The organism is Anoxynatronum buryatiense, from assembly GCF_900182905.1.
Lineage (GTDB): Bacteria > Bacillota > Clostridia > Peptostreptococcales > Tindalliaceae > Anoxynatronum > Anoxynatronum buryatiense.
On record NZ_FXUF01000010.1, the window covers coordinates 1 to 26,966 of the forward strand.

17 protein-coding genes and 1 riboswitch are annotated in these 26,966 nt (G+C 49.1%); of the genes, 3 read left to right on the forward strand and 14 right to left on the reverse strand.

The features are described 5' to 3' along the window. Positions 1-83: 83 nt before the first annotated feature. Entirely contained in the window at positions 84-407 is a 324-nt protein-coding gene (locus QOL74_RS12320) for a hypothetical protein (protein WP_283409794.1), read from the reverse strand. Between the two features lie 573 nt (positions 408-980). Continuing rightward, positions 981-1,070, forward strand: a riboswitch (cyclic di-GMP riboswitch). Between the two features lie 157 nt (positions 1,071-1,227). On the opposite strand from QOL74_RS12320, the gene QOL74_RS12325 reads away from it, so the two are divergent. After that, on the forward strand, positions 1,228-2,754 hold the full coding sequence (locus tag QOL74_RS12325; protein ID WP_283409795.1) for a stalk domain-containing protein: 1,527 nt from the start codon (positions 1,228-1,230) through the stop codon (positions 2,752-2,754). 106 nt (positions 2,755-2,860) lie between these two features. On the opposite strand, the gene QOL74_RS12330 is transcribed toward QOL74_RS12325, so the two are convergent. The 10 genes from QOL74_RS12330 to QOL74_RS12375 all read right to left on the reverse strand — a co-directional run bounded on the left by QOL74_RS12330 (position 2,861) and on the right by QOL74_RS12375 (position 15,352). Then, positions 2,861-3,664 (reverse strand): DUF4412 domain-containing protein, encoded by an 804-nt coding sequence (locus QOL74_RS12330; protein WP_283409796.1) that lies wholly within the window; start codon positions 3,662-3,664, stop codon positions 2,861-2,863. 21 nt (positions 3,665-3,685) lie between these two features. Beyond that, positions 3,686-4,774, reverse strand: coding sequence for a GGDEF domain-containing protein (locus tag QOL74_RS12335; protein ID WP_283409797.1), 1,089 nt, complete (start codon positions 4,772-4,774; stop codon positions 3,686-3,688). Positions 4,775-4,984: 210 nt separating this feature from the next. Further along, positions 4,985-6,376 carry a methyl-accepting chemotaxis protein gene (locus tag QOL74_RS12340; RefSeq protein WP_283409798.1) on the reverse strand — a complete coding sequence of 464 codons (1,392 nt, stop codon included), beginning with the start codon at positions 6,374-6,376 and terminating at the stop codon, positions 4,985-4,987. A 295-nt stretch (positions 6,377-6,671) separates the two neighbouring features. Then, a complete protein-coding gene (locus QOL74_RS12345; RefSeq protein WP_283409799.1) occupies positions 6,672-7,313 on the reverse strand; it encodes a cyclase family protein in 642 nt (213 codons plus the stop codon). 53 nt (positions 7,314-7,366) lie between these two features. Continuing rightward, entirely contained in the window at positions 7,367-8,839 is a 1,473-nt protein-coding gene (locus QOL74_RS12350) for an APC family permease (protein WP_283409800.1), read from the reverse strand. A 110-nt stretch (positions 8,840-8,949) separates the two neighbouring features. After that, a complete protein-coding gene (locus tag QOL74_RS12355; protein ID WP_283409801.1) occupies positions 8,950-10,176 on the reverse strand; it encodes a M20 family metallopeptidase in 1,227 nt (408 codons plus the stop codon). A 90-nt stretch (positions 10,177-10,266) separates the two neighbouring features. Next, positions 10,267-11,001 carry a YczE/YyaS/YitT family protein gene (locus QOL74_RS12360; RefSeq protein ID WP_283409802.1) on the reverse strand — a complete coding sequence of 245 codons (735 nt, stop codon included), beginning with the start codon at positions 10,999-11,001 and terminating at the stop codon, positions 10,267-10,269. 290 nt (positions 11,002-11,291) lie between these two features. Beyond that, positions 11,292-12,476: a sugar ABC transporter permease gene (locus QOL74_RS12365; protein ID WP_283409803.1), complete on the reverse strand. Its 1,185-nt coding sequence runs from the start codon at positions 12,474-12,476 to the stop codon at positions 11,292-11,294. Between the two features lie 28 nt (positions 12,477-12,504). Further along, complete coding sequence (locus QOL74_RS12370) at positions 12,505-14,043, reverse strand: ATP-binding cassette domain-containing protein (protein ID WP_283409804.1); 1,539 nt, start codon at positions 14,041-14,043, stop codon at positions 12,505-12,507. A gap of 130 nt (positions 14,044-14,173) precedes the next feature. Next, on the reverse strand, positions 14,174-15,352 hold the full coding sequence (locus QOL74_RS12375) for a sugar ABC transporter substrate-binding protein (protein WP_283409805.1): 1,179 nt from the start codon (positions 15,350-15,352) through the stop codon (positions 14,174-14,176). 525 nt (positions 15,353-15,877) lie between these two features. Here QOL74_RS12375 and QOL74_RS12380 point away from each other — a divergent pair. Then, positions 15,878-16,918: an oxidoreductase gene (locus QOL74_RS12380; protein WP_283409806.1), complete on the forward strand. Its 1,041-nt coding sequence runs from the start codon at positions 15,878-15,880 to the stop codon at positions 16,916-16,918. A gap of 117 nt (positions 16,919-17,035) precedes the next feature. After that, the gene (mscL, locus tag QOL74_RS12385; protein WP_283409807.1) at positions 17,036-17,425 is read left to right on the forward strand and encodes a large-conductance mechanosensitive channel protein MscL; all 390 of its coding nucleotides are present in this window, start codon (positions 17,036-17,038) and stop codon (positions 17,423-17,425) included. A gap of 156 nt (positions 17,426-17,581) precedes the next feature. Here mscL and QOL74_RS12390 read toward each other — a convergent pair whose 3' ends face one another. The 3 genes from QOL74_RS12390 to QOL74_RS12400 all read right to left on the reverse strand — a co-directional run bounded on the left by QOL74_RS12390 (position 17,582) and on the right by QOL74_RS12400 (position 26,916). Continuing rightward, on the reverse strand, positions 17,582-21,253 hold the full coding sequence (locus tag QOL74_RS12390) for a response regulator (RefSeq protein WP_283409808.1): 3,672 nt from the start codon (positions 21,251-21,253) through the stop codon (positions 17,582-17,584). 15 nt (positions 21,254-21,268) lie between these two features. Then, positions 21,269-22,399: a response regulator gene (locus tag QOL74_RS12395; RefSeq protein ID WP_283409809.1), complete on the reverse strand. Its 1,131-nt coding sequence runs from the start codon at positions 22,397-22,399 to the stop codon at positions 21,269-21,271. Between the two features lie 341 nt (positions 22,400-22,740). Continuing rightward, a complete protein-coding gene (locus tag QOL74_RS12400; protein WP_283409810.1) occupies positions 22,741-26,916 on the reverse strand; it encodes a PAS domain S-box protein in 4,176 nt (1,391 codons plus the stop codon). Positions 26,917-26,966: the final 50 nt, after the last annotated feature.

A 26,966-nucleotide genomic window follows, 5' to 3' on the forward strand; every position in this document is an offset into this window, starting at 1 on the left:
TCATCAGCACAAGGAATCTGGTGATTTTGAGGAGTGGCTCACTTTTTCATCAGCACAAAGTATGTTTTTGGCTCACTATCAGATTAGCATAGGCAATTAGAACCAATAGTCGCATTTTTTTGTGGTGTATTTATTGGACTGGCTATACCTGGGATCTGATTCGTAAAAACAGACGGCTGCTGAAAATATTGCATGGGGTATATCCCAAATCGAGGCAATACCCAGGTTGAAATCGCAAAAATATTCCATAAGATGAAAATAGCACCTCCAATGGAATATCTGCCGAATGCGGACTTTTTATCCTCAAATCGGACTGTTCTTGTTCTGGGATTCTTGAAAGTGTAACCATCATTTTCTAATTCTTTTATCGCTCTTTTAAACTCTTTTTGCGTTTTCGTTTCGCCCATTATGATCCTCCAAAAAATTCAAAAAGAAATACATGACTGAACTCTTATGAATATTGTTCTTCCTTCTTTGTATGGCGGTCATGTAGTGTGATCACTTTCGATTCCATTTGCTTTCTTTTTGTTGTCATTTAGTATCTCCGCCCAAAACACAGCCTATCCGGTCAGCACTGCTTCCATCATCTTTACTCTACAATGAGATTGACTGACGAAATAGCTTTAAAGAAGTTAGCAAGTTATTTGAAGAACGGCAGCTGTGGTCACTCCCGTCGTTGGCATTTCAGTGGTATTTTAAGTTGGCAGGTGATCTTCTCTCTGTTCTGATGCTCATGGTTAACTTACTTCTTCCATTATATAATAGCGATTCGACCTGTGAAGGCATTTTTCTCTCTTTTTTTGTTTTTTCTGAACTTTTTTCATGAATTGAACTGAAGATGTGGTTTAAGCCGGATGATCTGGGTAAAATTAACACATATCGCGAATGATTATCGAATTCAAATACATATGTATTGCGGCACCCAGTGCAGTTTTCTCCCGCCCAGTAAGAACCCGGTTATTTGTAAGGATGAGTGAATCAGTAACCATGGGCAAACCAATCGAAAGGTTGGGACGCAAAGTTTTGGAGTCTGCCGTATCGCCAGATGCAATGATCGTCCAACTGCCCCGAGCGGAACTCCGGGCTTTTTTTGTGTTCAACAGCAGCTTTTAACCGGCGGGAGACGTTTTTGGAGGAAGGAAGTATTGATTTGTTATCAGAAAGGAGGATGCTTGTGGCTGATCATCGGCTGATGGAAAGCATCGAGCAAAGTGAGGAGGAAATTCATTGAAAAAACGCATTATTGTAGCAGTCACTGTTTTGATGATGGTGCTTGTGCTGGTGAGCGGCAGTGTCACCGCCAATGATCTGCAGCTGGCACCGCAACCTTTTGTCAACCTGACTTCGCCAACGGGCGGGGAAAGTTTTCAGGTTGGCAGCAACCAGTCCATTACCTGGCAGAAATCTTCGGCCGGGGGAACCACGCAAATCTATTTCTCGGCCAATGGCGGCACCAACTGGACTTATGTCACCTCTGTCATGGGTACCAGTTACAACTGGACGGTGCCTGACCAGGTGACCAATCAGGGAAGAATTCGGGTGCGGTGGTCACCCAACAATGAGGCCTGGTACACCAACAACAGCGGCAACTTCACCGTTTTTAAGGCATTGGGTCCTCAGGATTTAAACCTGATTGCCGTGCCGCCGGCTCCCACTGATTTGGCGGCAAGTGCCGTTTCTGCATCATCCATTAACCTTACATGGCAAGACAATGCCACCAATGAAACGGGCTACAAGGTGGAACGCAGGGTGACCAACCAGGCCGGGGGCTTTAATGAAATAGCTGTGCTGGATGCCAACACCACTCAGTTTGCAGATACCGGCCTGAGCGCCATGACCAACTACACTTACCGGGTTAGGGCATATAATGGCATGGGAAATTCTGCCTTTTCAAATGAGGCGGCGGCCACAACGCAGGCTTTGGGGCTGGCACCTCCGCCGGCCAATGCACCTGCCGCTCCCACTGATCTGATAGCGGAAGCTGCCGACAGCCCGGCCTTTGCCTTAAGCTGGACAGATAATGCGGGCAATGAGCAGGCCTTTCACATTGAACGCCAGGTGAATGGCGGCAATTTCGATGAGATTGCTGAAGTGGGCGCCAATGTCACAGTTTATGTGGACGAGAATGTCATGTTCGACACCTTATACCTGTATCGGGTGCGGGCGCGGAATGCCAATGGTTTTTCTGCTTACAGCAATGAGATGGGTGGCATCATAGAGCAGGTTGCTGACCCTGAAGCTGAGGAGCCAGAGGAACCTGGAGAAATGGAAGAACCCGAAGTACCTGGAGAGCCGGAACCACAGCCTGAAACCCCGGGACTGCCGCCTTCAACACCATCGGCACCATCGGGTGAGGGCATTGTGATTCGCTTCTTCATTAATCAGTCTGATTACTTTGTGAATGATTCACTGGAAACCATGGATACATCCCCCATTATCAGCGGCGGCAGAACCCTTTTGCCCATTCGTTATGTGGCAGAGGCACTGGGTGCCACCGTGGGCTGGGATGCCGGCGATCAGCGGGTGACCATTCAGTTCAATGAAACCACCATCGAGTTGTGGATTAACCGGAACAGTGCCCGGGTAAACGGTGTGATGCAGCAGATTGACGCCAATAATGCCCAGGTGACTCCGGTGATTATTCCTCCCGGCAGAACCATGCTTCCCCTGCGGTTTGTTGCTGAGAATCTTGGCAGCAGTGTTGACTGGGAGCCGGTGGGTCAGGAGGTTATCATCGTTTATCCTGCACCTTAGCAACGTTGATGACATCAACCTGAGCAGCCTGCCCGGTGAAATTGCATGTAAAAGCGGATGATCACTCATCCGCTTTTGTCATGCATCAGATCTGTTGGTTGGGTATTCAGGAACCTGGTATGGCAGGCAGCCCCTGGAACATTTCGCTGAAGTCCATGATTTCGTAATCGGCGGGAACAACGAAAAGATCGTTGGAGATGCCACCAGTTTGGAAGTTGGTGACCTCCATCAAAAACTGGTCTTCAGGATTATTGCCCTGGCCTTCCATTTTCATGGGGAACCCGTAATCGGTATGCAGCCACATTTTCATCTGAACGCCGCTCTCACTGTCGACGGTTTGCACCACATGGCACTGAATGCCGTTGACCATTTCTGTTCCCAGGTATTCCATGGTTTCGGTATCGATATCTTCTGTCAGGTCTTCTGCGGTGATGGGTTCCATGGTGCCATCCATTCCCATGTCAACGGGCATTTTCATGGCGGTTTTCTCCTGGGGATCAAGGGTGTAGACGGCTTCGGTGTCGTAGATCATAATGAAGTTGATGCCCATGGCTTCACTTTCGCTGCGCATCCGCTCGCCTTTCAGCCAGATGCGGGTTTTCATGGTGTCCATGGTGGGGCCGGTGATGTTCATTTCGTAGGAGACTTCGCTCATTTCCCTGCCGCCGCTGAAGAGGGCTGCGATTTGGCTTTCGCTCATGGTTTCGCCGGAGGATACCGGCGTCTCGGGGTCGGTTTCTGGTTCCTGGGAGGTTTCTGATTCAGCGGTTTGCGCAGGTGGTGCTTCTGCTTCGCCGGTTTCAGCCGGTGCAGAACCGCCACCGCCACAGGCCGTCAGCAACAACATCAGCACAAGCAACAGGGCGAGGATCCATCGGGAATGCTGTTGGTTGAAAAAGAATTTTTTCATCACACTCATCTTCTTTCGTTATTATTTGATGCTTATTGTGCCTATTCCCGTTTCGGCACCGGTTAAATCAGGGGATTTTGGCCTGATTGACGGCATCACCTGGTTTCTGCCGGCATCTTTTGCCTGATACAAAGCCTGATCGGCACGATTTACCAGCGAGGGGACTGTATCGGCAGACTGAACCACTGCCACGCCTGCACTAACGGTGACTTGTCGATCTTCCACCTGAAGATCTTGTTCAATGGCGTGGCGAATTTTTTCCCCTACCTGACCGGCCTGAGAAAGGACGGTTTCAGGAAGAATCACCATAAACTCTTCGCCTCCCCAGCGCCCGGTGGTATCCAGCTTGCGCACGTTGGACTTCATCAGCCAGGCAAACTGCACCAGCACTTCGTCTCCCACAGGATGCCCAAAGGTGTCGTTAATGGTTTTGAAGTGATCCACATCGATCATGATGATACTGAAGGCATTACCGCTTCGCCGGTAGCGTTCCATTTCCATTTCAAGCACTTCTTCTGTTTTGCTGCGGTTGTAAAGACCTGTGAGCTTATCGGTAATCATCGCCTGCTCCAGCTGCTGGTGGGTTTCTTCATAGGCCTGGGTGTAGTGCCTGACGACGAGAAACATGGAGCCCAGAATCACAGGTGTTTGAATGATTCGATCCATAAAAATGGCAAAAGCTGCATGTTGTCCAATGAACTGGGGGTAGCTGTACTCTAGAATCAGCAGCCCCTGAAAAACAGCCAGCAGCAGTAAAAAGAGCACCACACGACGCCGCCCCCGAAAGATGTACCCGATGAGAACAGCAGCCAGCATCACATACCCCAGGGCATTATTGGCACTTCCCCCTGATTCAATGAACCCCATGGGGGTGAAATAGAGGATCAGTATCAGAAAGAAAGCGGTATGTAACCTGGTTTTATGACGGATTTTCCGACGAAAGACCAATGCCAGCAACGAGCAGGTCAGCAGCACCAGCCATTTGATGTTCAGATTCATGGGAAGTCCTGCCGCCAGATTGCCGGCCATGCTGATCACTGCCACCCCGATACAGTACAGCAGGGTAATGCGGAAAAGTTGGTGATGGATGAACTTTTTCTGTGTCGGCATGGCACTCACTCCCTGTTTCTAACATCACGTAGGCTTTATGCCCTAATTTTGACGAATTATTCATCATGTCATAATAAAAGCTGTCGAGAACGGCAATCCTGTCGAAAGGATGGGTTGGCAAATCATGATTTTGGACTTGACTCAAAAAAGAAAAAAGCCCCGGAGAGGGCTTTAAATCGATACTGGGTTTTGACTTCTTCTTCAGTTGTCTTATTTTTTATGAAAGGCACCGCGCATTTCATCAAGGCAGCGGAAGACTTCTTTTGAATATTCATCCATTTTATGCAGGCAGTTTTCAGCTTCTTTCATATTACCCGCCTTGTAGGCATCGGAGGCTTTTTTCGCCACCTGATGAAGATGCATATGGGGGGCATCCATCCCTTTAAAAGCAGGGTGCTTTTTCAGAGTTTCATCGCCCACACTGTAATACCATTTGCCCAGGCGGCAGTCATGGTAGTTGCCAATCATTCGTTCATCCACCTGTTCGTAACCCATCAGCATGTTGTATACCCGCCAGCGCCAAAGAAGATGGTCTGTCTTGTAGACTTCAATGAGTTCGGTATCGGTGAGGCAGCTGCTGTGGTACAAGAGGGTGAGGCGCAAATCATCCATTTTTTTGCTGGTATTGAAAATGGCCCGGCCGGTGTGATCACAGGTGCCTGACAAGAAGTCGGATGCCTGGGAAATCTGGGACATGTTTTCGTTGAGGGTTTCTGTGACGGCAGACTGCTCTTGCATGTTGGCGGCCACCTGCATGGTGTGGTCATTCACCAAAGTGACTGAATCACTGATATCGCTGATGGATTTAACGGCTTCTTCAACGATTTGTTTGCCGCTGTCCAGCTTGGAGGCAGTGAGGGTCATGCTTTTGGACGTGTCATCGATGTGATGCTGTAACTCGGAAATGCTCATTTGAACTTTTCCCACCGAGTCTTTGGTGTGCTCGGCCAGTTTGCGCACTTCATCGGCCACCACGGCAAAGCCCCGTCCCTGTTCACCGGCCCGGGCAGCCTCAATAGCGGCGTTGAGTGCCAACAGATTGGTTTGCTCGGCAATGCCTTTGACGATATCTATGATTTGATCAATATCCTGGGTTTTCAGTTTCACCTGCTGAATTTCACCATCAATGCGTTTCACCTCTTCAAAAGACTGGGTGACAAATTCCATGGACTGGTTCATTTGAGCCACACTCTCCTGAACCTTGGCGTTGGTGGCACTGGTCTGGTCAGAAACCTCACTGGAAATGTTGGCAACTTCTTCAATGGAGGCGCCCAACTCTTCACTGTTGGCCAACATGGTATGAAGAGAGTCGGTTTGCTGGGTGACACTCTGAATCATTTCCCGCACTGAATCCATACGGGTAACTTCCTGCACCAGGCTGTTCACCTGCAATACCGCTGCCTGACGCTCTTTTGAAATTGTTTCCATAAAATGGTTCCAGAGATCTGCCAGTTCCTTGGAACTGCAGTCTTCCGGGCTGATTTTGACACACTGACCGCCCGTGGCAGCCTGTATTGCCTCTATCATTGCCTTTGTGGATGATGTTGTTGCCGGTACTTTTGTTGTTTTCTCTGCTGCTGGCTTTTTATCCTTGAAAAACATCTCAGACACCCCCTTTATACTTGTACATTTGGCATCTTGCCGATGATGATGCGTATGCCAGAATGTCATTTTATGGAATTGATAATTGTTCTTGTTAGTTATTCCTAACTTCATTTATAAAATCATTCTATCTTGAAATGATCATATTGGCAAGGGTTGTTTTGGTAATTGAATACTTAATTCGTTGACGGAGAAGAAAATAATCCAAATGACCTATTTTCGACATATTTATGAGATGTCTTGGAGCAGGTTTTTTAGCCACATAAAAAAGCCCCCGTTAGGAGGCTGGTAAAGATCACAGTTGCAGGTAGATTCCGCGAACGGGAGAACCGTCAGCTCCCTTCAGTTTAAGGGGGAGAAACGCGTAGAGGCCTCTGGTTTCTTTAATCTGATCTAATCTGCAAAGATTTTCGACAATGAGGCAGTTGTTTTTCATGAGGATTTCATGGGCTGGGTAGATTTCTTTTCGAGTGGGGTCCACATTCAGGGCATCAATGGCAATCAGTGACATCTGTTTTTCCACCACCATTTGTGCCGCCTCTGGTGTGAGGTAGGGGTGCCGCTGGTAGTGATCGTGATGATGAAAATAATGGTCCCAGCCCGTGTGGATGATGAGAAAATCGCCGGGAACAGCCTCTTGAAGGCTTGGTGCCAGCATGACCGGGGTGATGGGGGTCTCAGCTTTCAACTGGGTGAGCACCACTTTAACCCCCATGCCTACAAAGCGATGAATGGGGATGGTGTCAATGGGGTCACCCAAAGGGTCGATATGATAGGGGGCATCGATGTGGGTGCCGGTGTGGCTTCCCAGCAGGAGTCGGTTGACATGAAAGCTGTCTTGTTCGTGGGTGAAGGCGCTTTCTATGGATGGTTCCGGGTCGCCGGGAAAAATGGGCATGCCCTTTTCAATGGCATGGGACAAATCGATGACCTTCATGGCATTGCCTCCTTTGCTGGTTGAGGTGATATCCCCTGTGATACTCGCTGTGTTTATCCGGAACCAGTTTCACCTTTGGAAGCCTGGAGGGCGGCCCCTTCATACTTAAGAGAAGCACGGGCGTATTTTTCACCAAAAATCAGATACTCCCGGTCTTGATCTGAAACATCCGGATAGCTTCTTTTGGCCCAGACGGCCAGCACAAATCCGATGAGTGCCCAGCCGAATATCAGCATCCATTCATGGGGCCAGGCCAGGGATCCGGGCCCGACGGGAAGGTACAGGGTGATGAAGAGACCGGAGGTAATTACGGCGAGAACCCCCATGAGTTTTCCCTTCTTGATCAAGAAAGGGCGCTCAAGATTGGGTTCTTTTTTTCGAATCATCATAAAAGAGATGGATACCATGAAATAGGCCACCACCGTTCCGAAGGCACTGGCATTCACAAACCAGATCAGGGCATTGCGCCCCAGAAAAGGTGCCAGACAGCAGATGCCGCCTGATAACAGGATGGCTGCCGTGGGGGTTTTGTAGACGGGGTGCAGGCTGCCGAAGATCTGAGGCAGCATTTTGGCCCGCCCCATGGCAAAGAGCACCCGGGTGCCGCCAACGATAAAGCCGTTCCAGCTGGAGAGAATACCGCACATGGCACCCAGAATCAGCATTTTTCCAAAGAGAGGGGAGCCGTAGGCATAGGTCATGGCATCGGCCACTGGAACGGAAGCCGCTTCACGCACTGCCGGCGGTGCAGCCATGCTGATGCCCACGATCATGATGATGTACCAGACCGCTGCCATCATAATGGAAATGACCAGAATGCCGGCAATCTGATTCAGGGGAATTTTCATTTCTTCTGCCGACTGGGGAATCACATCAAACCCGACAAACATGGCCGGTGCCATGAGGAGTACGGAAATGATGCCGGCGCCGCCGGTGAATACCGGCACCATGTATTCTGTATTGCCGAAGGAGACGCTGCCAAAGAAGAAGGCAATGCCCGACAGCAGAAGCCCGGTGGTGGCCATGATCTGAAAAATGGCGGAGGGTTTCGTGCCAATGTAGTTGAGGTAGTGGAGGGCAATGGCAAAAACTATGCCGACGATAGCCCATGACAGATGCACATCGTACCCTGCCACCGTCCACAGATAGCCTGTTTCAGGCAGGGGGTAGAGGTAATTGATGGCCGTTGAAATGGCAATTCCCTCCCAGGCGGCCACGCCAAGATACGCCAGGCAAATGGCCCAGGCGGTCACCCAGCCCCATTTATATCCCAGACCCCGATAGGCGAACACCATCTCTCCGCCAGCCAGGGGCAGGGCAGGGGTAAGCTCTGCATAGGTGAGACCCACCAAAATACACATGGTGGTTCCCAGAATAAAAGCCAGAATGGCCCCTGCGATGCCCGCTTCTGCCACCCAATAGCCAGCCAGCATCACCCATCCCCAGCCAATCATGGTGCCAAAGGCCAGTGCCAGCACGTCGGTTCGCGAGAGTACCTTGCTTAAACTGTACCGCTGCTCATTCATCTGAATCCTCCTGCCATTGATTCCTTATCAGCTCTTCCAGTTAGCTGTCTTAAGATGAATGCTCTGATTAAAGTCATGATCATTGTTGTGATCAATGGCATGATCATTGATTAGTTCTTGGATACCACCCGGCGAAACTCATCCATGGCCGCCTCCCGAACTTCGGGCACCGCCAGAATTTCCCAGCCGGTGAGGGCAAGGGCCGCAACACTTTTCAGCATGGCATCGTCGCCCCGGAGAGAGGCGCTGGCAGCAGCAAACTCCCGGGTGTGACCGACCACCGTTTCTGACGCAATGGCCACATAGGGGTGGATGGTGGGCATGGCCCGGGAAACGTTACCCACATCTGAGGAACCGGTGGGTTCATGGGGGTCGGCATAGCCCATGGGGATTCCCTCAACAGCCAGGTGCAGTTTAAACCGTTCTTCCAGCACCAGGTTGGGGTACCGTTCGCTGTAGGGTTCGTCGTGATCAGAATGGAAAGTGGCCCCGACTTTGGCCGCTTCTTCTTCGGCCACCTGTTTCAACTCTTCCATCACCATCACCACTTCTTCCCGGGTTTCGCCGCGAATGAGAAACTTGCCGCAGGCTTCATCCACAATGACGTTGGACGCGGTGCCGCCGGCAGTGATGATGCCGTTGACTTTCACTTTTGAGGGCCACTTGGCCTGTCGTTCATCAATGGCATTGAACACCTGCAGGAGCGGACGCAGGGCGTTGATGCCCTGTTCCGGCTTAGAGGAGTGGGCGGTCTGCCCGCCAAAAGTCATCACCAGCTCACAGCAGGCGGTGCTCCCCCGGCCGATGACCGACTGGTTGGAGGGGTGGATCATGAGTGAAAAATCCACATCGTCAAAGGCACCCGCTTTCAGGAGCAGTATTTTGCCGCCGCCGCCTTCTTCTGCCGGGGTTCCCATGAGCACCACCCGACCACCGGTTTCCCGTATCAGGCGGCTGAGTACCAGGGCAGCTCCAACGGCACTGGCAGCAATGAGATTATGACCGCAGGCATGGCCGATTTCCGGCAGGGCATCGTACTCTGCCAGAAACGCCACGGTGGGCCCGGGTTTACCGCTGTCGTACACCGCTTTAATTGATGTTGTCATACCGCCGATCCCCCGGTTCACCTGAAACCCTTCCTGTTCCAGCAGCAGTGCCGTCTTTTCAGACGCCAGATGCTCCTGGAAGGCCAGCTCTGGTGTTTCATGGATGGTATGGCTGAGACTCACCAGTTGATCACCGTATGTCTTCAGCAGTTCCGTCACCTTCTGCCGGGGGGCCTTTGTTTCCCGGGGTGCTGTTGTGTCATTCATTTCAAGGGGTAATGTGCGATCCATGTGAGTTCTCCTTTTGACTGTCGTTTTTTTGACTGTTGATTGTTGCTCTGCATGGTGTAATACTGCCGATTCTTATTGATCCTATTGGTCCTACTTGATATTTTGGGCTGTGCAGTTTTTTCCGTGACAAAATGTCATTAGCGCGGGGCGGAACCACCGGGAAAAGAGGCCAATCACCCGGCCGATGCCAAGGGCCGCTATCAGGGTGCCTTCCCGAACGCCCATCATGCCGTTGCCCGACAGAAATGAAAGCAATAAGGCAGCCGAAACGATGACACAGTCAAAAATGACCTTGACGCTTGAAAAGGGTCGGTCGATTTTTGTGGCGATGGTCATCACCAGACCTTCCGGCGGCTGCGGCACCAAATCACCCACCAAATAGAACATGATGCCCAGACCAATGAGAATCAGACTGACTGCCAGCAGGGATAGTTGCAGCAGGTAGCTTTCGGGGGCGGGGAAAACCAGCAGCCGGTTGGTGAGCGACACAAAAGTGCCAAAGAGGCTGGCCACCAGTACCTGAAACAGGTTTTTCAGTTTGAAGTTTCGGCGTAGCAGTAAAATTTGAATGACCACATAGCTGGAAAAAATCAGGGTGGTGATGATGCCCATATCCACGTTGATGATGCGGCTGATCACATAGGGCAATGAGTTCATGGGGGAGACGCCCAAACTGGATTTAATGGAGAATGAGACTCCCAGGGCCAGCAGAAACATCCCCAGCACATAAATGCTGACTCGCCGCAACCAGAGTTGGATGCCCGGCGTCGACACCGGCACCGCCATTTCAGCGGCTAATGGTTGTGTTTTTTCCTGAACTGCCATAGACTCGTTCCTTATATCGTGTATTTAGGTTGATAAAGGCCACCCATAAGCCTGTAAAGCCTGTCTGTTCATCTGTTTGGGGTGAATCACCGGCCAGCTCGACAGCGGTTGTCGTTTGTTCACCGTTTATCGTCTTATTGTACCACTTTCACCCTGATTTGCCTATGCAAGCTCATGATCGCTGATGGGTTGACAGCACATGAAAAACAGCCTCTCAGAAAAGGCTGAAGGCTGTTTTTCAGTGGTGATGGGCAATGATTTCGAAAATGGTTTCGAAGGTATTTTAAGAATTAGTGACCTCCGGCAAAGCGGTTGCGGGTCATGACATCAAAGATGACGGCGATGACTAGAATACCGCCCCTGATCATGTACTGATAGCTGATTCCCACACCCATGAGGTTCATACCACTGGTGAGGGAAGCCATCACCAGTGCGCCAATGATGGAGCCGGTGACTTTTCCCACGCCTCCGGCGGCGGAAACCCCGCCCACATAGGCGGCTGCAATGGCATCCAGCTCAAAGAGAGTGCCGGCAGTGGTGGTGGCCGACTGGAGCCGGGAGGTATAGAGAATGCCGGAGAGGGCCGCCAGCATGCTCATGGAGGCGAAGACAAAATAGGTGATTTTGTTGACATCGATCCCCGAAAGGGCAGCGGCCTCCGGGTTGCCTCCCACGGCGTAGATGTACCGGCCCAGCACTGTTCTGTTGGTGATAAAGTGATAAATGGTTACCACGATCAGCACGATCACCACTGTCCATGAAAGCCCGTTGTACATGGCCAGAATGCGGGTGACATAGCCAATGAGAAAGGATATGAACAGCAGCTTTGCCACAAAAATGGGCAGGGAGGGAATTTCAAAATTGTACCGGATTTTGGTGTTTCGGTTGCGGATTTCCATCAGCACAAAGGCGGCAATGGCCAGGGCGCCAACAAGCAAAGTGACAAAATGATAGCCCGGCAGAATGTTGATGTCGGGAATAAACCCGTTGCCAATGGCGTTGAACTGGCGGCTGGGAACGATGATGGTGCCTGTGCGGCTGGTGACCTGCAGCAGGGCACCCCGAAAGATCATCATGCCTGCCAGCCCCACCACAAAGGCGGGAATGTTAAGCCGCGCCACCAGAATACCGTTCACCAGACCCACCAGACCGCCCAGCAGCAGCACTGCAACAATCACCAGGGGAAGAGGTAGATTGGTGCGGGTAATGAGGATGGCTGCCACTGCGCCCAGAAATCCGGCCAAAAAACCCACGGAAAGGTCGATGTGCCGAATGACAATGACCAGTGTCATGCCCACCGCCAGCACGGCAATGTATCCCATGGAGTTGATCAGGTTGCTGATATTGCGCGGTGACATGAAGACCCCGTTGGTGAGCAGGGAAAAGGTGAACATAATCACAAAGAGTGCAATGAACATCCCATAGGTGCGGATGTTTTTTTTCAGTATGGTTTTCAGCTCATTAAAGAAGTTCATAGGCGACCTCCTACCCCGAAATCAACCACTACATGGTGGCCAGTTCCATGATTTTGTCCTGGGTGGCTTCAGCGGCATTCACTTCACCGGTGATGCGCCCTTCTGACACCACATAGATTCTGTCACTCATGCTCAGCACCTCCGGCAGTTCCGATGAAATCATGATAATGCTCAAGCCTTGGTCTATTAGTTTATTCATGATGGTGTAGATTTCGTACTTGGCACCCACGTCAATGCCTCTGGTGGGTTCGTCGAGAATCAGTATTTTAGGCTCTGTGAAGAGCCATTTTCCGATGGAAACCTTTTGCTGATTGCCGCCGCTGAGGTTGCCGATGGTTTGTTCCAGTGACGGTGTTTTAATGGTCAGGGCATTTTTGTATTGGACCGCTGTGTTGATTTCATCATTTTCATTCACGACGCCCCGCCGGGAAAGCTTTTTAAGATTGGCAAGGGAGAGATTGTTTTTCACGTCCTGTATGAGAATCAGGCCCTCCCGCTTCCGGTCTTCGGTGACATAGGCCAACCCTGCCTGAATGGCTTCCCGGGGCTGGCGGAAGGTCACCGCCTGGCCATACATGAAGAGCTGTCCACTGATCTGATAGTGGCGGGGATTCCCAAAAAGGCTGTATGCCAACTCAGTGCGACCGGCACCTATGAGCCCGGCGACTCCCACCACCTCGCCTTTGTGAACCTTTAAGTTCATTTCCTTCAAGATGGAACGACCTGCAGCCGGATCATAGGCATTCCAGTTTTTCACTTCCAGCACCACTTCACCGCGCTCTTTGGGGGCGCGTTTGGGAAAGATATCGTGGATGGCCCGCCCCACCATGTTGCGAATCAGTGCCTGTTCTGTTACTTCGCCGGCAGCGGCATCAAGGGAGCAAATGGTCTGGCCGTCCCGAATCACCGTCACCGTATCGGCAATTTTAATGACTTCCCGCAGCTTGTGAGAGATCATAATGGAAGTGATGCCTTCGGCTTTCAGTTCCTTCAGCAGCATCATCAGATTTTCTGAGTCATCGTCGTTGAGGGCAGCGGTGGGTTCGTCGAGAATCAGCAGGTCAATGTTCTTGCTGAAAGCTTTGGCAATTTCCACCAGTTGCTGTTTGCCCACTCCCAGCTCTTTGACTTTCACTTCTGGATTCACCTTCAGGCGCACCCGTTCCAGCAGTTCCCCTGATTTAATGATGGTTTCGTTCCAGTCAACCAGGCCCCTTTTGTGAATCTCATGACCCAGGAATATATTTTCATAGACTGATAATTCCGGGATGAGGGCCAGTTCCTGGTAAATAATGGCGATGCCTGCCTTTTCGCTATCCTGGGTATGATAAAAGGTTTGCACACTGCCGTTCAGGAGAATGTCACCACTGTAACTGCCATGGGGCCATACCCCCGACAAGACTTTCATCAATGTGGATTTTCCTGCGCCGTTTTCTCCCACCAGGCAGTGTATTTCGCCTCTTTTAACTCTGAAGTTAACCTTATCGAGGGCTTTCACTCCTGGAAATTCCTTGGTGATGTCTTTCATTTCAAGTATATAGGGCGATTGTTGGGTTGTCTTGTCCATCTTCACTCACCTCTGCTGATCAGTGGTCTTTCACCAATGGCATAAGAGAATAGTGAAAGCAGTCTGCCTCCACTATTCTCTTGATCACTGCCATGGGCAAAGGTTTTCACTTTAGCCCGAAAGCCGCTCTTTACAACCCGGTAAACTGAGAAGCTTCATAGTAGCCGGAATCGATGAGGGCTGCCTGCACATTATCCTGGTCAACCACAATGACCTCTGTCTGCTTGGCAGGTACATCGGTGACGCCGTTATCATAGCTGCCGGTGGTGTCAGGTGTCTGGCCATCCAGTACTGCCAGGGCCATTTCAATGGAATCTTTTACCAACGACCGGACATCCTTAAAAACAGTCATGGACTGACGGCCATCAATGATGTACTGAACCGAAGCAATTTCGGCATCCTGCCCTGTGACAACAAAGCTGGTCACATCGCCGTCGGTGGCGAAGGTATCGGCAATGGAGCGGGCAGTACCGTCGTTGGGTGCCAGGATGTAGACATCGCCTTTATCAGCAGCACCGGCTGAAGTCAGGTGAGATTCTGCTTTATTGCGGGCTTCATTGAAATCCCAGTTGGTGGTGACCTGGTTGATGATGCGACCCATTTCATCACGGGTAAGTGTGGCCTTGTCTTGAAGATTAACGGCCTCGGAAGAGTTGATGATTCGGAAGGTGCCGTCTGCCACTTTGGGCTGCAGCACATTCCATGCACCTTCAAAGAACAGGAAGGCATTGTTGTCGGACGCTGCACCAGCATAAAGATACAACGGATTGTCACTTCCCTGGGCTTGATCCACCAGGTATTGCCCCTGAGCGGCTCCCACGGCAATGGAGTCAAATGTGACATAGTAATCAACGGATTCGGTTCCAGTGATGAGACGGTCATAGGAAATAACCGTCACCCCTTCGGCCCGGGCAGCGTCTGCTGCTGCTGCCGCCGCATCGCCGTCATGGGGGCAAATGATCAGCACTTTGATGCCCTTGGTGAGCAGAGATTCCACGTTTTGCAGTTCGTTGGAGGAAGAACCCTGGCTGAAGAGAATTTCCACAGAGTAATCACTATCTGCCAATGCTTCATTAAACCGGGTTTCATCCTGAACCCAACGGGGTTCATCTCTGGTGGGAAGAACAATGCCCACCTCAGGACCAGTGCTGGCAGATGGCTCGCTGGGAGCAGCCGGTTCTGCCGGTTCTGCCGGTTCTGCCGGCTCACTGGGGGCTGCCGGTTCACTGGCCGGGGTGCAGCCTGAGAGGAGGGTTAATCCCAAAAGAAATGCAACCAAAATCGCCATCATTTTTCTGTTTGTATACATACATCTAACCCCTTCCTTAGACACTTTCCGTTAAAACGTTCAGGTTAAATCGGAATATTCCGACTTTTGAAACTGTCAATAGACGCTCTTTCTGTTATCCTCTGCTCAGGTTATGGCGCCAAATGAACCACCTCCAATGGTTTCCTGTTTCCGGCGAACCAGCGTTACGATTCCTCAGCTATTAATTCCTGAACTTTTTGAGATTCCGCGATCTTTTTGAGTTTCCACCATCATCATACCCGCTTCCATTGATTTTATTCATCATTTCATTTTATTGACAGATGTGTCTTCTGCTGATTTCAAATGCCATTTAGGGGTAATGAACGAATGAATATCTGCTGAAAATTTGTTGGATTTGGCTGGATGAGTGTTAAAGTTCTTCTCGAGTCTGCACATCCAAGAATCCACAAGATCAAGAACTTTAGAATTTGAGCAGTTAATATAGCTTGAGAGCTTAAGAGCTTAAGAGCTTAAGAGCTTAAGAGCTTAAGAGCTTGAGAAATCAATAAAAGCGAGGCGATGCAGATGATTCAGGTGGGTATTGTAGGATACGGGCTCTCCGGTCAGATTTTTCACGGAGCATTGTTGGAGACGCTTCCCGCCTTTCAGGTTCAGGGAATTGCCACCAGCGACTCTGCCAAACAGCTCCTGGCTGCCAAACACTTTCCTTCTGCCAGAGTGTTTACTGATGCTGATCAACTTATTTCACTGAAAACCATTGATTTGGTGGTCATTGCCACTCCCAATCGATTTCACCACGCCCTGGCCAGGAAGGCCCTTTTGGCAGGCAAGCACGTGGTGGTGGAAAAGCCATTTACTGTTTCTGTTGCAGAGGCGGCTGATCTGATGGAAACGGCCCAGCGAACCCAACGGTTGCTGACCGTCTACCATAACCGGCGGTTTGACAGTGATTTTTTGACCTTGAAGCAAGTGCTTTCAGGCGGTTCCCTGGGGGAAATTCGCCTTTTTGAAGCTGCCTATGACCGGTTTCGGCCAGACTTGAATCCTGACGCCTGGCGGGAACAGCCGCAGCCCGGTTCAGGTATCTTGTACGACTTGGGTTCACATCTCATAGATCAGGCCCTGGCTCTCTTCGGTATGCCTGAAAGTCTTTTTGCCGATATACGTTCCCTGCGAAGCGGGCAGGCTGACGACCATTTTGAAATCATCCTGGACTACCCGCAACTGAAGGTGACGCTGTTGTCACGCCCCCTGGTGAAAGAACCGCTGCCCCGGTTTGCCGTGCATGGCACCCGGGGATCCTATGTCAAATACGGTCTTGATGTGCAGGAAGCAGCACTTCGGGCGGGCATGCGCAAAAAAAACGACTCATGGGGACAGGAGCCGGAAAGCCAGTGGGGCACATTGCATACCATTGATGAACGTCGACATGTTACCGCCCTGCCGGGAAACTACCACGCCTTTTACGAAGCTCTGGCTGCAGCCATTCTCAAGGGTGCTCCTCTGCCAGTCACGGCCCAGGAAGGCAAACAGGTGATTCAACTTATTGAAAACGCCCGTGAAAGTCATGAAAGGGGATGCAGGGTAAAAATCGCCACCAGTTGAGTATTTACATTTTTTAACACCTTTATGCTCATTAATCGTTATTGGAGGGTGGGATGCAAACACCGCAAATGTCATCATGAATCAGCCACTGCCTTAATTTTAAATTGGAGGTGCCCTATGAAAAAGTTTTTTGCCGAGTTTAAAGCTTTTGCAGTAAAAGGAAATGTGATTGATCTGGCAGTGGCGGTGATCATCGCCGGTGCCTTTGGAAAGATTGTTGCGTCCTTCGTCAACGATCTGGTGATGCCTCTGATTGCTGCAGTTTTTGGCATTCCCAATTTTTCAGAGTTGGCTGTCACCGTTAATGGGAGCGAAATCATGGCGGGTCTTTTTATTCAAACACTGGTGGATTTTGCCGTCGTTGCCTTTGTGATTTTTATCGCCGTGCAACAAATCAATCGCTTCAAAAGGAAAGAAGCGGACGCACCTGCTCCGGTACCGGAACCCTCACCCGAAGAAGTGCTGCTTCAGGAAATTCGAGACCTTTTGAAGGAAAACCGGCAGTGAACCAGCGCATCTGAATGAGAAACATCTTCAAGGAATCCTGCGCCCGGAATACTGAAATAGTCCTGATTTCAGTACCGGGCGTTTTCTCTGATATTCTCCAATTTTGATGCATGCTGTCAGGGCTACCACGGGAAAATACATGTGGTGTATCTGCCATTATTCGTTTTTTTGCAGGTTCTGAAACAGAATGAGCGCCTCTTCGTAATCAAATCGCTCGATATATGAGCGGATTTGTGCCAGCTGACTCTCTTCAATCAGATGAGCATCTGCCAGGTGATCCTTAATGTTGTCGAATTGCTGTATTGACAAGGTGTTGTTCTGTTTTAGGAGTTTAATTAATTGCTCAATTTCATTATTTAGTGTATTGGCATCAAGCTTTTGAAATGTCCCGGCATTTTCTTCCTCTTCAAGATGCAGTGCAGGTTGAAGCCATTCAATTGATTGTTGCAGCAAGTGATGCATTTGTTCTGCTTTTGCTTTCCATTTTTCAGTGTCGCTGCTCATGCGCAGGCTTTCTTCCAATTCTTGCACAGCCTGATGCAAGGCTTTCAGTCCCAGGCTTCCCGATATTCCTTTGTAGCTGTGTGCCATGTTCAGTACCTGATTATACTGTTCATTCAGTATGTACTCTCTCAGGCTGCAGACATCACTTCCTCCATGCTCGATAAACTGATTGAGTAATTTCACCAGGATTCGATGATCGCCTCCAACAGATCTGATTCCATGCTTCATATCCAACCCCTTATTATTTTTCAACTTCTTCAGAAAGTTGATTTCTGAGGCGGAGGCCTGTTTTTGTTGATTGTTTTTGATGACCGTTTCACAGGTTGCTTCTGAAACCTCCTGGTGGGTACTATTTTCCAAGCCACTACCGGGCAACCATTTCAACAGCATTTTGTATAAATCTTCTGGATCCACCGGCTTTGCAAGGTGGTCGTTCATGCCGGCTTCAAGGCATTTTCTGACATCCTTATCAAAAGCGCTGGCCGTCATGGCAATGATGGGAAGCTTCCGGCAGGATTCGTGCTCACGAATACGTCGCGTAGCTTCCAGGCCATCCATCACCGGCATCTGCACATCCATCAGTATCATGTCATATTCACCCGAAATTGCTTCACTAACTGCTTCCAAGCCATTTTGTACTGTTTTATGATTTAATCCCACATTCTGTAAAAGTTGTGCGTTCACTTCCTGAATGATTTGATTGTCTTCCACCATTAACACGTTTCCCCTGCTTTGTTCCCGAAGTGCACATTCATAGCTCCCTTGTTGACCAACTGCCTGGCGTCCCTTTGGCACTGCATCTGTTTGGTACAGTAATTGATTAAGAGCATCAAAAAGGCGAGAAGGTGTGATGGGTTTTAATAACACGTGATCGATTTTAGCACGCTGAAGCTCGTGTTCTTTAATTTCATAGCCGTAAGCTGTGATCATCAGGTATTGGGGAGGCTGGGACAAATGATGGGATTGTGCCAGCATAACGGTATCGACACCGTCCAGGCCCGGCATTTTCAAATCGACCACTATGAGGTGAAAAGGTTCGTTCTGTGCATCTGCCTGAGTCAATCGTTCAATTCCCCGATAGCCGGATTCAACTGTTTCAACTTCCATCCCTAAGTTTTCCAACATGATATGCATGATTTCTCTTGCCTCTTCAGAGTCATCAATGACTAAGGTTCTCAGCCCGGAAAGTATTCGGTACTCTGCCGGCATTTCAAAGTAACAATATGATTTTTCAAAGGGTATTTCGATCCAAAAAAGGCTTCCTTTTCCAGGTACACTTGTCACACCAATGTGTCCACCCATGAGATCTGTGAGTTTCTTGCAGATTGCCAGCCCTAAACCAGTGCCGCCATAGCGCCGGGTAGTCGATTCATCTGCCTGTTCAAACTCCCGAAACAAACGGTTCATCTGTTTTTCCGTCATGCCAATGCCGCTGTCTTCCACCTCAAAACGCAACCTTATTCGTGCGTTATCATCGTTTTCTTTGCCCGTGATCCTCCCCCTGATTTTAATGCTTCCTGAATCAGTGAATTTAATCGCATTATTAACCAGATTGAGCAGTATTTGCCCCAGTCTGACCCCATCTCCTTTCAACATAAAAGGGATATGATCCAGGTCCACGACCAAATCAAGTTCTTTTTTATCAATTTGATTGGCAACCATGCTGCAAATATTGTCAACCATTCTGGCAGGTTCAAATTCATGAATATCCAACGTTAACTTATTGGCTTCAATTTTTGACAAGTCAAGCACATCGTTGATAATTTGCAACAAGTTTTTTGACGCAATGGTCAGTTTATCCAGTTGATCCATTTGTCTGATGGAAAGCGGATCTCGTTTGATCAGGTGAGCGTATCCGATAATGGCATTCATGGGCGTTCTGAGTTCGTGGCTCATGTTGGAAAGAAAAGTGCTTTTGGCCTGACTGGCTGTTTCAGCTGCTGCCTTTGCCTCTTCAAGTTCACAGGTGCGTTGTTCCACCATTTTCTCAAGATGAGTCCGATATTCTTCCAGTTCTCTCATAATAAGATGCTTTTCTGTGACATCCTGCACTGTGCCCACACTAATGGAAGGATTCCCTTCTTCATCAAACTCTATTTCTGCCCTGCCCTCCACCCACTTGATTTGTCCATTGACAATGATTCGATGATTGATACAAAAGGGGATGCCTTCCAGAGATCCCAAAACCGCGCTATCAACAATTTTCTTGTCATCCGGATGAATAAAACTCTTGAACAACTCAAGGCTAACAGACGTTCCAGGATCAAGCCCGTAGATGCGGCACGATTCATCTGACCACACCATTTGACTACTCTTCAAATCCACACGCCAGTGGCCTGTTTGAGAGACTTTTTGAGCCCTGGTTAGATTTGCTTCACTTTGCTGCAGTTCCTCAGTTAATTTCTCCCTGTCTTGTGCCATCATGGCCAATCCCAACTGATCAGCCACCTGATTGCAAAATATCATTTCTTCGGTCAGGCAAGCCTGCTGCCCGTTTATGTTTTCAAATGCAATAAGCCCCAGTTTTTTGCCTGCGGAAACAATGTGGCAAAACAACAATGAATGATTTTTCGCAGGCTTCAGGTATTGCTCTGCATATTGCTTTGTAACAGGATTCTTGAGTGCATCTTCCGTTCGAATGCATCGGTTGGTTTCCAGGTACTTGAATAATGCTGGATAGGTGCCTGTGTCAAGATCATCCATAGTAACATGTGATTTTTGGGTTGATTCATAAAGATCCAAACACGACAGTACTTTTTCGTTTTCCTGGTATTGCCAAACTGATATGCGACCTGATTTCAGCTGTGTCCCCAACAACTCGGTCACCCCTGAAACAAACTCCTTTAAATGATGGCCTGTCGATATTTGCAGTTTAATGATTTCTCCCATTAGGCGCTGATGCAAATCAAGAAGATCACGTTGCTTTTCAATATGCTTCTCCATCTCTTTTCGTTTGCTGATATCGTTAACAGAAACCAGGATGGCCGCCTGCTGGTCATATGTCACATGAGAGGCTGACAGTAACACCCAATATTGCCGGCCCTTCCGACTATACAGGGGCATCTCATAATCACTGATCGCATCTTGGCCTTCCAGCATGTTTGATAATTTCTGGCGATCTTGAAAGTGAAGAAAAAGGGCATCTGCGTTTTGATCGGTTCCACCGTCTGCGTCGATTCCAAAGTATGATCTTGCATTTCGGTTTCCATAACAAAAAATGCCATCCTCTTCCCGAAGTATAATGATGGGAAATGGCGCATACTCCAATATGTGACGCAAGTCACTCTCGCTGATATTCAGCGCTTGATCTGTTAAGACAGCCATGATTACACCTCCCCTTTACGCTTCATCTGCAACCTCACGCAGTACCCTTTTGAAAGCCTCCTTCTCCACTTCAAAAGCGCCCACCACATCGGGGGCAAAGTGTTTTCCTTTTTGCTGTATAATCATTTTCATGGCCTGTTCCATCGTCCAGGTTTCTTTATAGACTCTTGGTGCCGTCACTGCATCAAACACATCCGCCAATGCCATTAACTGAGCTGCAAGAGGAATTTTGTCTCCCTTAAGTCCCAGAGGATACCCAGTACCATCCCACTTCTCATGATGAAAACGAGCAATGGTTTCAGCTTCTTCCAGAAATAGAAGTGCTTGTGGTTTAAACTGGTCGCTGATGACAGAGTTGATTTCCACCACTTGTCTGATGGCGTTTCGAATGGCATCACCTCCGATGGCCGAGTGTTTCTTCATGATTTCAAATTCTTCAGCCGTCAGTTTACCTGGCTTTAAAAGAATATGGTCAGGAATGCCAATTTTTCCAATGTCATGTAACGGCGCTGCTTTAACCATTCTGGCAATATAGTTGTCGTTGAGTACTTCCTGATATTTGAAAATTTCTTTCATGCAATTGGCTAAAATCTCCACATACTTTTGTGTTCGCGTGATATGGTGAGCTGTATCAACATCCCGGGTTTCAGCCAGTTGGGAAATCATGCTGAGTGTAATATCCTGAATGATTACATTTTCCCGAATACGACGGGCAACTTCCATCTCCAGCCATTCTTTCTGGCTTTTCAATTGATCTCTTGCCTGTTTTAATTCAAGATGCACATTCACCCGTTTTAATACGATGGACGATATGAATGGTTTTATGATGTAATCAACCGCACCCATTTGAAATCCCCGCTCTTCGTCGATGCTGCCGTCAAGGCCAGAGATGAAAATAACAGGAATTTCTTTATGAACAGGATTTTTCTTAAGACGCTGTAACGTTTCATAGCCGTCCATTTCCGGCATCATAATATCAAGGAGAATCAGGTCGGGAACAGGATCTATTGAGGCGTTTTTCAATGCTGACAAGCCACTTTTACATGCACGGACATGATAGGCAGGGCTTAGTAGCTCATTTAAAATGGTAAGATTGTTGGGATTGTCATCCACAATAAGAATTGTTGGTTTCTTCAGTTCTGACACCTCATTTCACTCTCTTCTGTAAATCAACTTAATTTATCGTTCATTTAGTCTTCATTATACCTCAATTCATGTGTTTTAATCGAAATATTCCGGCAGATCCAACATCTACTTATCCATTCATGTTTATTGCAAATCCAACAGCCTGGGCGTGGCGTCGACAAACTGGCAAATCATGATTCATGGTCTCCGCCTGATATTTTGTCAAAGTATCTGAAGGCATACCCGACACTTTCATGACACTATTCGCAAAATAAAATCTACCAACACTTGAAAACGTTGGTAGATATGACGTACATGCAGAACTTGAACCTGCAATCAATCTATTCGAAGGTTGTCACATTTCACTTCATCTGTGACTCTTCAGCTTTCATACGGTCAAGAATGGTCCGAATTTCAGCCAGTGTCTCGCCCAGTTTTTCTCGGTCTTTTGCGGCGACCTGTACTTTTGCTTGCGAAGTCAGTTCTTTAAATATCACTGCCCGCAGATTAGCGGCCGACCCGGTGAAGTTGTGAAGTTTATGCTTGATTGCTTTCCAGTCTTCTACTTCAAGGGCAGATGCCATCTCATCAGCCAATTCCAACCAGGCATCCGTTCCCTGTTTCAGCAGTGTTTCTGTGGACGCTCCGTCAAAATCGGTTTCTTTCATCAGATTTTGTATGATTTTTGACCGAATACCCGGACTACTGGCAAGCGCGGCTTCAGGTTCAGTTGCTTCCGTCGGACCCGGCGAAAGCCCTTCATCCTCTTTTTTAATGGTCATGTTGACATCTTCCTGGAGCAGGACGTTGATTTCCATAAAGTCCAGCGGTTTGGCCAGGTAGGCGTTCATGCCGGCTTTCAGGCATCTGGTTTCATCTTCTTTCATGGCGTGGGCGGTCATGGCGACAATTCGGGGCTGTTTGATCCCTTTCAGTTGCCGAATCTGTCGGGTGGCTTCCAGGCCATCCATCACGGGCATCTGAATGTCCATTAACACCAAGTCGTAATTTTTTTGCCGGCAGGCTTCGATAGCTTCCAGGCCATTTTGAGCCACGTCACAGCTCATGCCCCGATTTTGCAGCAACTGCACTGCCAAAGCCTGATTGACTGGCTGGTCGTCCACCACCAGCACCTTGATCCGCTCATTGTCGTGGGCTTCCCTGAGACTGTGGCGGGTGATGAGGGATGGGGTTTGGTGTCTTTTCAATCCCGTCACCAGACTGGCCACGGTGTCCAGCAGATCACGCCGGCTGAGGGGTTTGGTCAGGTAAGCGCTGAAGCCTATATCACTTGCTGTTTTAGCACTGCCAGGTTCCATGACAGAGGTCAGGAGGCACAAGGGAATATCTTTGGTGTCTGGTATGGCTTTCAAGGCAAAGGCCATGGCTTCTCCCGCCATACCAGGCATCTGCTGGTCCAGCAGGGCGCAGTGAATGTTTTCACGGTTGGCTGTCTTTGTGATAATCTGTTCCAGTGCCTGGGTGCCTCGCGCGCTCTCTGTCACCCGGCAACCGGCTTCTTCCAGGTAGGTGCGGATGATCTCCCGGTTTGACCCATCATCATCCACCACCATGATGTGCTTACCTTTTAATACCTGGTGACTGGCCAGCTGAGGTAAGGGCGTTCGGTCTTTTTCAAGTGGAAGGGTCAGAGTGAAGGTGCTTCCTTCTCCGGGAGAGCTGGCTACAGTGATGGTGCCCTTCATCAGGTGTGCCAGATCGCGGCTGATGGCAAGACCCAGACCGCTGCCGCCGTATTCCCGGGTATTGGAAGCGTCTGCCTGGGTGAAAGATTCAAAGAGACGGCTGACCGCTTCTTCAGAAATACCGATGCCGGTGTCTCTCACCTGAATTTCAACGGTACTGACGGTATCACTTTCATTTATCTGACTGCATTCCACGGCAATATTTCCGATTTCTGTGAATTTCACGGCGTTGCTCACCAAATTGGTGACAATTTGCCTGAGCCGGGTTGGATCTCCTTTCACCTGGAAGGGCAGACAGGGGCGCATTAAGAGATGCAGCTCCAGATTTTTGCTGTGAGCCCGGTGTGCCTGGGGAATCACGGCGGCTTCAAGGGCTGAACGCAGGTCGAAGGGGATGGTTTCCAGTTCCATTTTTCCTGATTCGATTTTACTCAGGTCAAGAATATCGTTGATGAGGCTCAGCAAAATTTCGCTGGAGGTTTTGATGTAGTTGATGTAGGTGGCCTGCTGCTTGTCTGTTTTAGTTTCTTGCAGCAACTGTAAAAACCCCAGGATACCGTTCATCGGGGTACGTATTTCGTGGCTCATGTTGGCCAAGAATTGGCTCTTGGTTCGGCTGGCCTGCTCTGCCTGGTGAGCGGCCACATCCAACTCCAGGTTTTTCATTTCCAGCATGGCAGTAAATTCCAGCAGTTTTTCTTCCTGCTTGAACTTTTTTGTGACGTCCCGCGCCACAGAATACATCACTTCTCCCACCGGTCTTGACCGCCATTCAATCCAGCGATAGGTGTTGTCGGCGCAACGGTACCGGTTGGTAAAACTGCTGACTTCCTCCTGGTTTTTCAGGTTCTGAATCACTTCCATGGTAGCCGGTAAATCTTCCGGATGAACATAATCCAGAAACTTTTTTCCTTCCAGCTCTTCCAGAGAATACCCCAGCACTTTTTCCCATTCCGGGTTTAAGCGGATGAAGGTGCCGTTTGTGTTGGCGATGCAAAGCAAGTCCAGACTGGAGGTGAAATATGTTTCCAACTCCTTTTGCTTGGACGCCAACGTTACTTCCATTTCCTTGCGCTCAGAAATATCTTCCACAATCCCCATGATTTCGTTTTCGTTAATGATGGAAATGTGGATGCGGCCCCAATAGCGTTCACCATTTTTTTTGAGCCCAATGAATTCTGCAGCGACAGTGCCTTTTTCTTCTGCTTCGTTTATTCGGGCTTGGTCCTGGTCTTTGAACTCCGGTGGTGTCAGATCATTAATGGTCAGTTTTATTAATTCTTCCTCTGTATAGCCCGTTAAGGTGCAGGCTGCCGGATTTGCCCGCAGATACTTTCCAGCTCTATCGGTAACAAAAATGGCCAGTGGCGATTGCTCTGTATAGGCCCGATACGCTTTTTCGCTTTCTTCAAGGGCCTTTTCCACCAGTTTTTTTTCAGTAATATCTGTATGGGTGCCGCTCATCAAAAGTGGTATGTCGTCTGCTGTCCAGGAAATGACGTTTCCCCGGTCCTGCACCCAGACCCAGTGGCCATCCCGATGTTTCATACGGTATTCAATGTCGTAGTGGTCTCGCTGATGGCTGAACACTTCCTGCAACTGGGCTTCGGAAGCCTGCAAGTCATCCGGATGGACAAAGCGGTTCCTGGTGTTAATGCTGGTTGGTTCCAGTTCTGCCAGGGTGTATCCCACCATTTCGGCCCACCGCTCATTTAACGTCGTCTTTCCGGTCTGCACGTTCCACTCCCAGGTGCCCACCCGGGTACCTTTAATAATGTCTGCCAACCGCTGCCGTTCTTTCGCCAGCAACTCCTGTGCTTCTTTCAACGGTGTCTGGTCCATCAGATACCCACGGTGTTCCAGAATTTCCCCTTCAGAATCGATGATGCACCGGGTCTGGTCATAAAACCAGTGGTACGTACCGTATTTGGTTTTCAGACGGTAGGACTGGTTGAAATTTTTGATCTTCTGCTTCCGATACGCAACCGATTCGGCGCGAACCCTTTCCACATCTCCCGGATGAATCAGATTGTCATAGTTAAAAGTGTCATCCACCATTTCTTCGGGAGTGTACCCCAGTATTTCCACTACGTTTTCGGAAACCTGCAGAACATTGCCTGCGTCATGCGGGTTCCAGGCAATGGTCAAAACCGGACCCGAGACAAAGAGATCCCGCTCCTGCTGCAATCGGTGCATGACATTCTCCCGGTCCAGATATAATCCCACCTGTGTCGCATACAAGATCGCCAGTTCCGGATTTTTTAACTGGCCGCCCCTGGGCATGATCAGAGTGAAATCTCCTAACATTAGCTCTTTCTTCATGATTTTAACCAAGTTCACCGGACCAATATTAAATGCTTTTTCAATCAGACGGATCAACGGAATCGGAAGAACCTTTCCCGTTAAAGCTTCCATACTATCAAATGTGGCCAGGGTTTCATTCTGGATCTTGGCCTGACGGACCGGATCATGGGGCCACTTTTTGTTAATGGGGTTAAATCCCATTATTTCAGTTACCTTTAACAGATTCTCTGAGGTGCCGGTGATGGCCAGTGTGGTAAAGTCAAGCCCTTTATCATCAAACCGGTTGAAAACAACATAGGCCGCACCCGTGAGGTTACGCATATCTTCCGCTATTTTTTGAGGGGTGGTTGTATCTATTAAGTCAAACATGTTGTCAGTAATCAGCTGAAGCATTGCCGCTTTTTCTGCCAGTTCTATCTGTATTTTTCGGAGGTAGGCTTCCTCGGAACTGTTTTCGATTTCAGAAGTAAGTGTCTGAAGCTGTTTCTCCAAATGCTGCTGCACTTTGAGTTCTTTCATTCGTTTCATTTCCGTTCATCCTTTACATTTATCGAACCTCAACCGCTGTCATCCATTGG

Coding starts and splice junctions, on each gene's coding strand:
- QOL74_RS12360 (WP_283409802.1), bottom strand. CDS start 11,001: ATGGCAGTTCAGGAAAAAACACAACCATTAGCCGCTGAAATGGCGGTG.
- QOL74_RS12340 (WP_283409798.1), bottom strand. CDS start 6,376: ATGTTTTTCAAGGATAAAAAGCCAGCAGCAGAGAAAACAACAAAAGTA.
- QOL74_RS12390 (WP_283409808.1), bottom strand. CDS start 21,253: ATGGCTGTCTTAACAGATCAAGCGCTGAATATCAGCGAGAGTGACTTG.
- QOL74_RS12400 (WP_283409810.1), bottom strand. CDS start 26,916: ATGAAACGAATGAAAGAACTCAAAGTGCAGCAGCATTTGGAGAAACAG.
- QOL74_RS12320 (WP_283409794.1), bottom strand. CDS start 407: ATGGGCGAAACGAAAACGCAAAAAGAGTTTAAAAGAGCGATAAAAGAA.
- mscL (WP_283409807.1), top strand. CDS start 17,036: ATGAAAAAGTTTTTTGCCGAGTTTAAAGCTTTTGCAGTAAAAGGAAAT.
- QOL74_RS12365 (WP_283409803.1), bottom strand. CDS start 12,476: ATGAACTTCTTTAATGAGCTGAAAACCATACTGAAAAAAAACATCCGC.
- QOL74_RS12375 (WP_283409805.1), bottom strand. CDS start 15,352: ATGTATACAAACAGAAAAATGATGGCGATTTTGGTTGCATTTCTTTTG.
- QOL74_RS12330 (WP_283409796.1), bottom strand. CDS start 3,664: ATGAAAAAATTCTTTTTCAACCAACAGCATTCCCGATGGATCCTCGCC.
- QOL74_RS12335 (WP_283409797.1), bottom strand. CDS start 4,774: ATGCCGACACAGAAAAAGTTCATCCATCACCAACTTTTCCGCATTACC.
- QOL74_RS12380 (WP_283409806.1), top strand. CDS start 15,878: ATGATTCAGGTGGGTATTGTAGGATACGGGCTCTCCGGTCAGATTTTT.
- QOL74_RS12370 (WP_283409804.1), bottom strand. CDS start 14,043: ATGGACAAGACAACCCAACAATCGCCCTATATACTTGAAATGAAAGAC.
- QOL74_RS12355 (WP_283409801.1), bottom strand. CDS start 10,176: ATGGATCGCACATTACCCCTTGAAATGAATGACACAACAGCACCCCGG.
- QOL74_RS12350 (WP_283409800.1), bottom strand. CDS start 8,839: ATGAATGAGCAGCGGTACAGTTTAAGCAAGGTACTCTCGCGAACCGAC.
- QOL74_RS12345 (WP_283409799.1), bottom strand. CDS start 7,313: ATGAAGGTCATCGATTTGTCCCATGCCATTGAAAAGGGCATGCCCATT.